At 60.4% G+C, this 12081-nt stretch carries 7 protein-coding genes; 2 read left to right on the top strand and 5 right to left on the bottom strand.

Translation table 11 applies throughout. The features are described 5' to 3' along the window. Positions 1-135: 135 nt before the first annotated feature. The 4 genes from BSF44_RS05995 to BSF44_RS05980 all read right to left on the bottom strand — a co-directional run bounded on the left by BSF44_RS05995 (position 136) and on the right by BSF44_RS05980 (position 2955). Positions 136-699, bottom strand: a complete 564-nt coding sequence (locus tag BSF44_RS05995) for a hypothetical protein (RefSeq protein WP_218194545.1) — start codon at positions 697-699, stop codon at positions 136-138. Positions 700-835: 136 nt separating this feature from the next. Then, a complete protein-coding gene (locus BSF44_RS05990; protein ID WP_172435307.1) occupies positions 836-1717 on the bottom strand; it encodes an ImmA/IrrE family metallo-endopeptidase in 882 nt (293 codons plus the stop codon). 138 nt (positions 1718-1855) lie between these two features. Beyond that, positions 1856-2704: a hypothetical protein gene (locus tag BSF44_RS05985; protein WP_095942708.1), complete on the bottom strand. Its 849-nt coding sequence runs from the start codon at positions 2702-2704 to the stop codon at positions 1856-1858. 50 nt (positions 2705-2754) lie between these two features. After that, on the bottom strand, positions 2755-2955 hold the full coding sequence (locus BSF44_RS05980; RefSeq protein ID WP_095942707.1) for a helix-turn-helix domain-containing protein: 201 nt from the start codon (positions 2953-2955) through the stop codon (positions 2755-2757). A 176-nt stretch (positions 2956-3131) separates the two neighbouring features. Here BSF44_RS05980 and BSF44_RS05975 point away from each other — a divergent pair, with 176 nt between their 5' ends. Continuing rightward, positions 3132-3821, top strand: coding sequence for a hypothetical protein (locus BSF44_RS05975; RefSeq protein ID WP_095942706.1), 690 nt, complete (start codon positions 3132-3134; stop codon positions 3819-3821). A gap of 11 nt (positions 3822-3832) precedes the next feature. Here the strand turns inward: BSF44_RS05975 and BSF44_RS05970 are convergent, their stop codons facing one another. Beyond that, positions 3833-5044 carry a site-specific integrase gene (locus BSF44_RS05970; protein WP_095942714.1) on the bottom strand — a complete coding sequence of 404 codons (1212 nt, stop codon included), beginning with the start codon at positions 5042-5044 and terminating at the stop codon, positions 3833-3835. 437 nt (positions 5045-5481) lie between these two features. On the opposite strand from BSF44_RS05970, the gene BSF44_RS05965 reads away from it, so the two are divergent. Continuing rightward, the gene (locus tag BSF44_RS05965) at positions 5482-11919 is read left to right on the top strand and encodes a DUF5801 repeats-in-toxin domain-containing protein (RefSeq protein WP_256588978.1); all 6438 of its coding nucleotides are present in this window, start codon (positions 5482-5484) and stop codon (positions 11917-11919) included. Positions 11920-12081 lie beyond the last annotated feature (162 nt).

The raw sequence follows: 12081 nt of genomic DNA, 5'->3' as shown, positions 1-12081 counted from the left end.
ATCGGTGAATTGCTCGAGCAGCTCTTTCGGGATTTTCGGTAGCTCTCGCAACGCGGGTTTCTTTTTGGTTGGCATACATGCACCTCTTACTCATGTTATGCCCGAACACAAAATTTCTGACACCCCCTTCAGCAGTTATTCAATCCTGGCCAGTTCACGCTCGCACATCTCATAGCAGTCTTCCATAGCCATCAGCGTTGCCATCACATACCCAGTATGTTCGGCCTTCAGACGGTTATAGGTTTTCCAGTGCATCCCCTTGGGTTTGACTCCGTCACCGTTGAAGATGCCTGGCTTCCAACCCAGCTTTTCTCGGATTCTGTCGGCACGAAGCATAGCCGGATCACGGAAGCGTTCCCGCTGGCTTGAATATGCCAGCTTGTGACAGTGCCGACAGGCAAAGACTGATCCGCCGAACAGGATCGCCACGCGCCGCCCGCAGCCCTGCCCAGGGCACAGAAACCATGGCCGACGCCCGCCATAGGCGCAGTCTGTCCATTCCAGAAAGACGGGGTACGCCATCGTCGGCCATTCGGCGCCACTGACTCGGGTTCGGTAGTTGAGAGTTACATGGTCAGCCTTTGCCCGAATTTGGATGGAGCCGACTTTTTCGCCATTGAGCGACCAACACCTGTCGACAGTCCTGCCTGGTGAAAGCAGGCCATCTCGCTGCAGGAGACGAACATCCAGTGCCAGCATGTCGTATGTGGTGTCCTTGCCAACCTGTCCGCGCCCACTACCCCATCCGCCCATTTTTTCTCCCAGGGATTTGTCGAAATCATTTGGCAATTTGCAATGAGGTTTTCGTCAGGACAGACATGAGAGCCATGTCCCTTCACTGCTTGGCCTTTGGCACCTCATAGCGCGTATGGGCGGTCAGTTCCAAGAGGGTTTCCATCTGACCGACCGCCCTGACGATCTGGTAGATGTCGAGGTCATCGACGCTTGTGTGCTTGTCGACGTAATTGGCCAGGTAGCTTTGCGAACTGCACGCAACCCCATTGCGGCTGCATGCCAAATAGGCGAAGGACTCGGCTTCCAGCTCCATTCGAGCCTCAGTCAGCCGCAGCCGCTGGGGAATATTGAGTCGCTCGTCAGCGCCGAGATGTCCAAGGAAAAGATGGCCGAGCTCATGCGCCAAAGTGCTGAATTGCACATTGGGGGTGTGGTTGTGGTTGATCCGCATCAGGTATTCGCTGGGCTCCTTGGCTTTTTTGTCTTTCGTGTCCTTTGGGGCTGGCGGCTTTCGAACCTGCTCGATGGAGCCGGCACTGCAGTCACCAGCATCGAAGTAATGATGCTTGATGCCCTTGCGCTCTATCAGGGTAAGGAAACGCATCATGCGTTCCTCGGTGATATCACCGCTCGCCTGGAAGAATTTGACGTCTGCGGGAAGTGGGGCCCCCTCGGTATCCTGAACGTCATAAACCAGAGCCACTGGCCCGAAAGGCCACAGTATGAGCAAAGGGCGGGCATCCCGTTTAGGACGGCGATTGAAGCGCTCTCGCCAGTCGTATGCCGACGCGGCGTAGCTCAGTCCCGGCTTCTGGATCTGCAGCAGCAGCGCGTTGAAGGGCGCGAAGTTCCTGAGCTTCACCATGAAGTCCAAGAGCATCTTGTAGTCAGAGCTACCGTGATAGAGGCGCGAGTCCTCCAGCAGTTGATCCAACAATGAGCGGGCGGCTTCAGACTCGAAAGGGTCTTGTTGAAACATCATGATTGGCCACTGCATTCTTGTGTGAGTTTTGTGAAGCCTAGCCGGCAGGTAGGGGCTTCGCTCAAGGAGCCACAGCAAATCAGCTGAGTTCTAGCCAGCCCCGCTTGCTCAACCGAACAGATAGTCCGCCAGCACCGCTCATTCGAGACTCCCCACCGATTGTTTAAAGTCGGAGTCTGGTTGCACGGGGCGTTTGTAGTCGTTGAGCCAGTCCTCCCAATGCTGTTCCTGAGGTGTCTGGCGCTGAGGAGGGAACGAGCCAGCTCCCTTGTCCCTGCGCTCACTGATTACCGCTTTACCGTGGTTTTCGTGACACGTAGTTGGTTTTGGCTGAAGACCTCGATTTTCAAGGGATAGAGCGGAATCCTTGTCCGGCACCCTTGTCTGGATGTTGTCCGGCGCTTGTCCGGGTGTTGTCCGTAAGTTGTCCGGTAGAAATGCTTTGCGGATTTCCCCTGCAGAGACGGACAAGGGGCGTAGCGAGCCGGCATCCATACGGTTTTCGCGGCCTTTCACCCAGTCTGCCGTGAACAGGATGCCAGCCAGGTTGCCCATGTAGTCGTGGAGAGCTGCCAGGCGTTTGGGTTCAGGAAGCCCCGTTGATTTCCAGAAGCGATATAGGTGGCAGCGCTTGCCGACGCGAAAGTGTCCTGTCGGCAGAGGCGAGCCCTTCTTGGCTGTTTTGGTACTCCGGCTGCGCGTTAGCTTTGCATTGAACATGGCGTAGGGTGTTGAGTCGGATATTGCGGACTCGAACTGCAGGGTTACGCCGGCCGCTTTGTTCTTACCGTAATGCCCTGCTGTGTAGCTGCAGTATTCGTATGCCTCTATCCCGAGGGTGGTCAGGATTTCTCGGGTAAGACCGGACGAGTGCTCCTGAAACCAGTGCTGTGGAACACGAGCACCGCTGGTGGGGAGAATGACAAGCCGTCCGAACTCGATGCAGATTTCAGCTCGGTTTAGCACTCTCCTGACGTCAATATTCACGAGGCTATCTCAGGCTGTGCGGCTTAAGGGCGCAGTAATGCTAGTGGTAGCTATCGGGCGTTCTTCTTTGCGATGCGGTTAAGCCAGGCTTCCAACTGCTTAACCAGAATCAGGCGGCGCTTGCCGGATTTGAAGGACTCCAGGTCGCCTTTGGCGATCGCATCATAGATCGCGGAACGGGTGTGGCCGCTCATGCGGCCAGCTTCTTCAGGGCCAATTGCAAGCGGAATGATCGGGGCTGCTCGGGTCATGTCGATTCTCTTACTGGTCGGGTTGAGGGTTTACCGGGAGGAGGATGCTAGGATGCATTTGCGTTTTGTGCAAGCAAATGCTGTACAAAACAACTGGACGAATCTGAACGGAATTGCAAAATTGACAGCAGTTGCGTTTGCTAGCAGACTTTGCGTTCAAAAGAAGATGGACATCTATGGCACGCCCAAAAAAGTCAGCTGACCAGTCAACGACCGTAAGCGTTTCGCTGCGAATCGATCCCCGAATCAAATACGGGATTGACCTCGCTGCGCGCATTCAGAAGCGAACTGTTACCGGCGTAGTTGAATGGGCTGTCGAGCAAGCCTTGGCGGACGTGTCGCTTCCAAGGTCGGTATTCGCTGAACACGAAGATCCAGATGCGCCCACTGACTTGGCATCTAGTCTCGACGACCGCTTGTGGTCTAGTAACGAAGGAGTGCGGTTGGTGCTCTTGGCTTCCCGTTATCCGCAACTGCTCTCATATGAGGAAACCCGCATATGGGAGACGATTAAGCTGTCGCCGCCCTTTTGGCACCGGTTGCCTCGCTCTGCTGAGGATTGCTCGCCATGGGAAAACGCGAAGCTCAGCGTAATCGCAGATAGCTGGCCGACCATCATCGAAATCGTCGAAAGCCGCAAGGATGTAGTGGTGCTCACCAATGCTGACATCCCCCATCTCCGTGATCGAGGGCTGACTGAGCGGATGTGGCGGGCCGTGGAAGAAGCGATCGGTGAGGCTCTTAGTGAGGGGGACGATTCGCGTGAGCCAATCAAGGTGCCTAAGCAAGACTTGGAAAGCTTCAAGTCCAAGCTGCATGTGGCAATAGAACAGCGGGTCAGGCAAGAAGAGTCGGATCAAGATTGATCTTTTGCTAGCTAGATCAACTCCACCGCCGCAGCTTTGCTATCTGGCGCCAGGTGGGCATAGCGGAGCGTCATCTTGATGTCGCTGTGCCCCAGCAGATCGCGAACGGTGTTTAGCGGGACACCAGCCATCACCAAGCGTGACGCGAAGTCGTGACGCATATCGTGCCAGCGGAAGTCTTCGATCCCGGCATTTTTCAGCAACTCCAGCCAGGCCGTTTTCACGTCCGTCATGCGTTCGCCGTCCTGGCCGGGAAAGACATAGCCGCCAGTGTCGCCCTGTTTCTTCCATACCTGCAGAGTCGCCAGCGCCTCGGCGTTCAATGGGATATGCCGGGTCTCGGTGGTCTTGGCGCCCTCGCCGGCGACGGTAAGGGTCTTCGCCTGCAGGTTCACGTGTGGCCAGCGCAGGTTGAACAGCTCGCCGCGGCGTAGCCCGGTGTTTAGCGAGAGGACGACCATGGGCTTCAGGTGATCGGAGAACGCGAGCGCGCGCAGGTCCGCCATGGGCTCCCGCCTGCGTTCGGCGCGCCATTGGTTGGCGCTGTCACGTTCCACCCGCATGCGCTCCTCACGCGCGTCCAGGGCCTCCCGGAGGGCCTTGGCTTCATCCTTCGACAGGTAGCGGATGCGACCCTTGGCGTCGACCTTCAGCGCCTTCACCTTGTCCAGCGGTGAGGCCTCCAGATAGTTCCAGTCCACGGCCCGACTGAAGACTCCGCTGATGGTGCCCATCTTGCGGTTGGCTGTGGCTGGTTTATTGCTGGCCTTCAGCCAGCCGGTGCGGATCTGCTCCAGGTCGCGGCCGGCGACCTCCACCAGGCGCATCGCCATGATCGGGTTGAAGCTGGTCGCCAAGGTGTGCGCGGTCTTGTCGTGGCCACGGTGGTGGGCCTTGAACCACGGTAGATAGGTGTCGTCGATGAAGTCGCGAAGGGTAGGGGAGGTGGCTGCGGTGCGGCCCTGGGCGACGGCTAGGGGCTCGCCGTGTTCGTAGGCGTCGGCCAAGTAGCGGGCGGCCTTGATGCGGGCCTGTGCTAGTGTCAGAGTGCCAACGCGGCCGAGGGACTTCTCGCGGTTGCGGCCCCAGGTGACCATATAGGACGCATGCCCGGTCGGCTGGACACGCAGGAACAGGCCGGGCTGCTCCGTATCGTGGATGCGATAGGGTTTGTCCTCGGGGGCGAGGCTGTTCAGCAGCTTCTGTGTGATCTTGGTCTTCATCTTTCCGTACCAGCAGCGTACCAGCATAAAGGACTATACCGTTGCGCGTTGCGGGACTCAATGAGACACGCAGACCCAGTAATTGCTGGGGATAACCTGGTGCTGCTGGGGTGTGTATGGCCCTCCTAAGGGGAAGGTTGGCAGTTCGAACCTGCCCTGGGACACCATATTTTGCAGCTCCCCCGCCTGTTTCAACGCTTCCCTTTCACGACTCGTAGATAAAGTTCGGCAAATTCAGGTGCTCGGGATTTATCCCAAGCCATCAACTTTACCTTCGCGACTTTCCGTCTCCTCCCCCCCGTAGTCTGAATCTCCCATCCCGTCTGGGAGTATCCGCCGATGTGCCGCCTGCGGTGCTTGTTCATAGTTGAGACCAATAGATCAGAAAATGGTCCAAGGTCGACCCCCGATGACTGGACCCCGCTCAGGAGAAAGTCATGACTATGCGCAAGAAAACCTCATCGCCCACGAACGACCTGACCAATAACACCGGTGACCATCCTTCACCCGTCAACCACGACTGGACGTTTACCTACATTCCGACCGTCACCACCAACCTTGAAGACTACGCCCCCGGCAGCACAGCCATCATTACGGCCAGCGGTTTCGCCGCCGGCAGCACCGTGACGCTCGAAGTGGACCACGCCATCGGTGCTGGCGCGGATGGTGTGTGGGGCACGCCCGACGATGTGCTCGACACCAACACCGGCGCGGGGCATGAGCCCTGGTCCGTGACCGACGGCGGCGCTGGCGATCTCGACGGCCAGGTCAACGGCAGCGTCACCACTTCGTGGTACGTGAATCCCGACGACTCGGCAGGCGCGACGTTTCTGCTCACCGCGACCGCTGCGGGCGCCGATGGAGTGGTCGGCACCGGTGACGACGCCGTGGCGACAACGTCCTTTACGGACAGCGTTTTGGGCGTCGTGGCGACCGGCGAGGACGTCACGCTGGACGAAACGGCCGGGTTGCAGAACGCCGCAGCCACGCCAACCCCTGCGGGGGACGCTGACGACAACGATATTCTGGTGGCATCCCTGCCTTCGACCTTCACTACCCGTTTAGCCGCACTGGGGGCAGGTACCGCCACGGGCGCGGCCTTGAGTGGCTATACCGGTGCCGTGGGCGACACGGGCAGCAATGCATTCACCATTACCGCTGATCCCGGAGCAAGCATTACCGATATCAGCTTCGTCGGCATATCCGGCGCACCGCTCAATGGCGTGGACAGCGGGCTGGATACCCTTGATGGCACCAGCATCCTTCTCTATACCGATACGAACAACAACATCGTCGTGGGCCGAGCCGGGAGCGCAACCGGCGCAATCGTGTTCGCGGCCTATATTGAAGAAACCGGATCGCCGGTCACGGGCGGCAAAATCTGGACCGTGGAGTACCAACCGCTTAAACACCCCGTTACGACGAATGCCGATGATTCGCTCAACCTGCTGGATAAGGTTTTCATCGGCGCCAGCCAGGACATGGAATTCAGCCTGGCCAATGCGCCCTCCGGTCAGAACCTGTTCCTGATGTTCACGAAGGCGAACCCGAACGTTGTCGATGTCGGTGGTGTGTTGCGGATCACGGACCCCACCATCATCGCCACCGGCAAGGACCCCGCAGACCAGTCAAGCGGCGCCAATATAACGACTGGAGACACGATCAATACCAGCCAGGCGGGTGGCCCTACCACCTTCGGCACCAATAATCAGATGATTGTGGAGCAAGAAGGCATCCGCTTTTCGTTCGTCACGGGTGCCAGGCAGAGTGTGACCATTCCCAACCTGGACCAGAACGAAGCCGATGTTGAATCCAACGTCGACTTTACCGGTGTCTTCAATGCGAAATCGGCCAGTTTCGACGTTGTGCAGTTGCAAAGCGGCAAGAGTGCCGTGGTAAGAGTCAGCGCATCCAGCACCGCTGCTGAACCTGGCACGAATTTCATCAATGGGTATGGGAATGATTCGCCGGTGGCCATCACCAATGTTCGTGTCTTCAACAGCATCGGGCAGGTGATCGAGAATTCAAACGGCTCGGTGAATGATCCGGCCATCACCATCAGCTTTGCAGCAGGGGTTGCAACCATCACGGGCGTCAAAGCCGGTTACCAGATTGAATACACCACTGCGGCGGACCACAACCGTGTGCTCGTCGAGAACGGGGCGGCCGTCAATGCCAAGGGCAATGAGCACGCCGATTTTGATATCGGTGCTTTCACGCTGGTACAGGCCTCTATTTCGAAAGCCGAAATCGGCTCCAGGATCATCTTCGACGATGATGGACCGAGCATCACCACCACCGGCACGGAACCAACACTGACGGTGGACGAGACGGTACTGGCGACCAATGCCACCCAGAGCTTTGCCGCCAACTTCAATTCGGCGTTTGGCGCCGATGGGGCCGGCACCCTGACCTATGCGCTGGGCGTGGTGGCCGGGGCCTCCGGGCTGATCGACACGGCCACGGGCGAGGTGGTGAACCTGTCGCTCAACGGCACCGTGGTCGAAGGCCGCACGGCCCTTACCAGCCAGCTGGTGTTCACGGTCAGTGTCGCCGCCACTGGCAGCGTCACGCTCGACCAGATCCGCGCCGTGGTGCATGCCAACACAACCAATCCCGATGACTCGACGAGCCTGACCTCGGACAACCTGGTGACGCTGATCGCGACCAAGACCGACAGGGACGGCGACAGCGCCCTGGCGACCCTGAACATCGGGCAGAATCTGGTGTTCAAGGACGACGGGCCGAGCATCACGAGCACCGGCGTGGAACCGACGCTGACGGTGGACGAGACAGTACTGGGCACCGACGCCAACCAGAGCTTTGCCGCCAACTTCAATTCGGCGTTTGGCGCCGATGGGGCCGGCACGCTGACCTATGCGCTGGGCGTGGTGGCGGGAGCCTCCGGGCTGATCGACACGGCCACGGGCGAGGCGGTGAACCTGTCACTTAACGGCACTGTGGTCGAAGGCCGCACAGCCACGAGCGACCTGCTGGTGTTCACGGTCAGTGTCGCCGCCACTGGCAGCGTCACGCTCGACCAGATCCGCGCCGTGGTGCATACCAACACAACCAATCCCGATGATTCGACGAGCCTGACCTCGGACAACCTGGTGACGCTGATCGCGACCAAGACCGACGGCGACGGCGACAGTGCCCAAGCGACCCTCAACATCGGGCAGAACCTGGTGTTCAAGGACGACGGGCCGAGTATCAGCACCACTGGCGTCGAGCCGACGCTGACGGTGGACGAGACAGTACTGGAAGCCGACGCCAGCCAGAGCTATGCCGCCAACTTCAACTCGGCGTTTGGCGCCGATGGGGCTGGCACGCTGACCTATGCGCTGGGCGTGGTGGCCGGAGCCTCCGGGTTGACCGACACAGCCACGGGCGACGTGGTGAACCTGTCGCTCAATGGCACGGTGGTGGAAGGGCGTACGGCCACGGACAACCTGCTGGTGTTCACGGTCAGTGTGGCCGCCGATGGTGTCGTCACCCTCGACCAGATCCGGGCGGTGGTGCATCCCGATGCAAACAATCCCGATGATTCGACGACGTTGACCTCGGACAACCTGGTGACGCTGATCGCGACCAAGACCGACGGCGACGGCGACAGCGCCCTGGCGACCCTGAACATCGGGCAGAACCTGGTGTTCAAGGACGATGGGCCGAGCATCAGCACCACCGGCGTGGAACCGACGCTGACGGTGGACGAAACGCTGTTGGCAACCGACGATACCCAGAGCTTTGCCGCCAACTTCAACTCGGCGTTTGGCGCCGATGGGGCCGGCACGCTGACCTATGCGCTGGGCGTGGTGGCCGGAGCTTCCGGACTGATCGACACGGCCTCGGGCGAGGTGGTGAATCTGTCGCTCAACGGCACCGTGGTCGAAGGCCGTACGGCCACAGGCAACCTGCTGGTGTTCACGGTCAGCGTCGACGCCAATGGCAGCGTCACGCTCGACCAAAGCCGGGCGGTGGTGCATCCCGACGCCACCAATCCGGATGATTCGACGAGCCTGACCTCGGACAACCTGGTGACACTGACCGCAACCAAGACCGACGGGGACGGCGACAGTGCCCTAGCGACCCTGAACATCGGGCAGAACCTGGTGTTCAAGGACGACGGACCGAGCATCACCAGCACCGGCGTGGAACCGACGCTGACGGTGGACGAAACGCTGTTGGCAACCGACGACACCCAGAGCTTTGCCGCCAACTTCAACTCGGCGTTTGGCGCCGATGGGGCCGGCACGCTGACCTATGCGCTGGGCGTGGTGGCCGGAGCTTCCGGACTGATCGACACGGCCTCGGGCGAGGCGGTGAACCTGTCGCTCAACGGTACAGTGGTTGAAGGCCGCACGGCCACGGGCAACCTGCTGGTGTTCACGGTCAGCGTCGCCGCCACTGGCAGCGTCACGCTCGACCAGATCCGCGCCGTGGTGCATCCCGACGCCACCAATCCCGATGACTCGACGAGCCTGACCTCGGACAACCTGGTGACGCTGACGGCGACCATCACCGACGGGGACGGCGACAGCGCCCTGGCGACGCTGAACATCGGGCAGAACCTGGTGTTCAAGGACGACGGACCGAGCATCACCAGCACCGGCGTGGAGCCGACGTTGACGGTGGACGAAACGGTACTGGCGACCAACGCCACCCAGAGTTTCGCCGCCAACTTCAACTCGGCGTTTGGCGCCGATGGGGCCGGCACGCTGACCTATGCGCTGGGCGTGGTGGCCGGGGCTTCCGGGCTGACGGACACGGCTTCGGGGCAGGCGGTGAACCTGTCGCTCAATGGTGCAGTAGTCGAAGGGCGTACGGCCCTCAGCAACCTGCTGGTGTTCACGGTCAGCGTGGCCGTCGATGGCAGCGTCACGCTCGACCAGATCCGCGCCGTGGTGCATCCCGACGCCACCAATCCCGATGATTCGAAGACATTGACCTCGGACGACCTGGTGACGCTGACGGCAACCATTACCGACAAGGAGGGCGACAGCGCCCAGGCGACCCTCAACATCGGGCAGAACCTGGTGTTCAAGGACGACGGACCGAGCATCAGCACCACCGGCGTGGAACCGACGCTGACGGTGGACGAGACGGTACTGGCGACCAACGCCACCCAGAACTTCGCCGCCAACTTCAATTCGGCGTTTGGTGCCGATGGGGCCGGCACGCTGAGCTATGCGCTGGGCGTGGTGGCAGGAGCTTCCGGGTTGACCGATACGGCCTCGGGCCAGGCGGTGAACCTGTCGCTCAATGGCACCGTAGTGGAAGGTCGCACAGCCACGGGCAACTTGCTGGTGTTTACCGTCAGCGTCGCCGCCAATGGCAGCGTCACGCTCGACCAGGCCCGCGCCGTGGTGCATTCCGACCCAAACAATCCCGATGATTCGAAGTCGTTGACCTCGGACAACCTGGTGACACTGACCGCGATCAAGACCGACGGGGACGGCGACAGCGCTTTGGCGACCCTGAACATCGGGCAGAACCTGGTGTTCAAGGACGACGGGCCGGCACTCAGTTTCGGCAACCTGATCGGGACCGGTAGCGTCCTGGCGCAATCCGGGTTCTGGAACATGGCGACGGGAGCCGACGGGCTGGGTGCGGCCGGTCTGGACATCTCGTTGGTCAATAACCAGTTTACCCTCGTCCGGCCCGACAACACGACCACGACCGGGACCGGCACGCTCACCGAGCTGGCGCCATCACCGGATGCCAATGGCGCGTACCAGTTCGCAGGAACCTTGACCGGTGACTTCGACAACAACGCCGCAACGGCGAACACCACCGTCGACTACACGTTGACCGCCTTTGCCGATGGCCGTTATGCACTGGATCTGGTGCAAGGCTTCAGTTCGATGATCGTGCTCAGCAGTGCCGACGGATCGCTCGCTGCCGGCGGCCCGGATTCGGTGCGCACGCTGTTGATTCCGCAGACGAATGACCTGACTATTCCTTCGGCATCCGAGGAGATCGTGTTCTTTTCCGCGAAGGCACTGGCGTCGACGGCGGACATCCTGAGCGGCATCGGGCTCGGAGCACCCGACCCCACCGAAGCCGCGCTACAGACCAACCCCCTGCCGTCGTACATCGACCCGGCAGCCATGAACGTCAGCACGTCCGGCATCGGCGTCGCCAACAACGTGTTCCAGGGGGATAACCTGGCGGCCATCAGCGCCGCCGATGAAAGCTTCGTCATCAATCCAGAGACCCTGCTGACGGGCATGAAGGTCTTCATCGACAACTCCGTGGCGGGTTACAACACGGCGACCGAGGACCTGTACTACAGGATCTACTACGCCGATGGGACGTTTTCCAGCCTCACCGAGGTGAACACCCTGACGCCGGAGGCTGGCGGACAGGTGTCCTTCCTCGTCGAGAAGGCGGGTGCGTCACTGATCGACGCTGTTCAGCTGACGATGGGCCGGGGCGATGTCAAGATCCCGGTGATCCAGTTCATCCAACAGAGCGAGAGCCTGGCCAGCGATGTCCAGCTGGCGTTCAGCGCGACGCTGACGGACAAGGACGGAGACTCGGCGACGAGTAGTTTTGACGCCAACCTGTTCGCCAACGACCCGGCCAACGCAGCCTTCGACTTCACGTTGGCGGGCACGATCGGTGAGCGAGATGCCTTCAACATCGATCTGTCAGTCAATGAGAACCTGTACCAGGTCACCGGCTTCGATACGGGCCCTGGCGTGCAAGACAAGCTGGTGTTCAACGGCGACCCGAACGCCGTTGTCCAATCGATCAACAACACCGGCGCGGACAGCGTCGTGACGGTTGCCGAGACGGGCGGACAAACAACGACCATCACCTTGGTCGGGGTCGATCTACAGAGTACCGACATCTTTTTTGGCAGCGCTTGAGGAATTGCGCGCGTGAACGGATGCGAGGGCGGCCCAGGAAACCCCCCTCGCATTCTTTTTGCGGCTCCAATACGAGATCCGCATGATCGCATCCGCGGTGAACTATCGAGCGGTACAAGGCTTGAAGGGGGCGGCGGGGGAGATACGGGTTAACGCGGCAGG

This window comes from Pseudomonas sp. ACN8, assembly GCF_002303925.1.
Lineage (GTDB): Bacteria > Pseudomonadota > Gammaproteobacteria > Pseudomonadales > Pseudomonadaceae > Aquipseudomonas.
This window is presented reverse-complemented; position numbering and strand designations above follow the sequence as displayed.

What these genes read in the sequence shown, in the direction of transcription:
- BSF44_RS05995 (WP_218194545.1), bottom strand. Translation starts at nt 699, where the DNA reads ATGCTGGCACTGGATGTTCGTCTCCTGCAGCGAGATGGCCTGCTTTCA.
- BSF44_RS05990 (WP_172435307.1), bottom strand. Translation starts at nt 1,717, where the DNA reads ATGATGTTTCAACAAGACCCTTTCGAGTCTGAAGCCGCCCGCTCATTG.
- BSF44_RS05980 (WP_095942707.1), bottom strand. Translation starts at nt 2,955, where the DNA reads ATGACCCGAGCAGCCCCGATCATTCCGCTTGCAATTGGCCCTGAAGAA.
- BSF44_RS05975 (WP_095942706.1), top strand. Translation starts at nt 3,132, where the DNA reads ATGGCACGCCCAAAAAAGTCAGCTGACCAGTCAACGACCGTAAGCGTT.
- BSF44_RS05970 (WP_095942714.1), bottom strand. Translation starts at nt 5,044, where the DNA reads ATGAAGACCAAGATCACACAGAAGCTGCTGAACAGCCTCGCCCCCGAG.
- BSF44_RS05965 (WP_256588978.1), top strand. Translation starts at nt 5,482, where the DNA reads ATGACTATGCGCAAGAAAACCTCATCGCCCACGAACGACCTGACCAAT.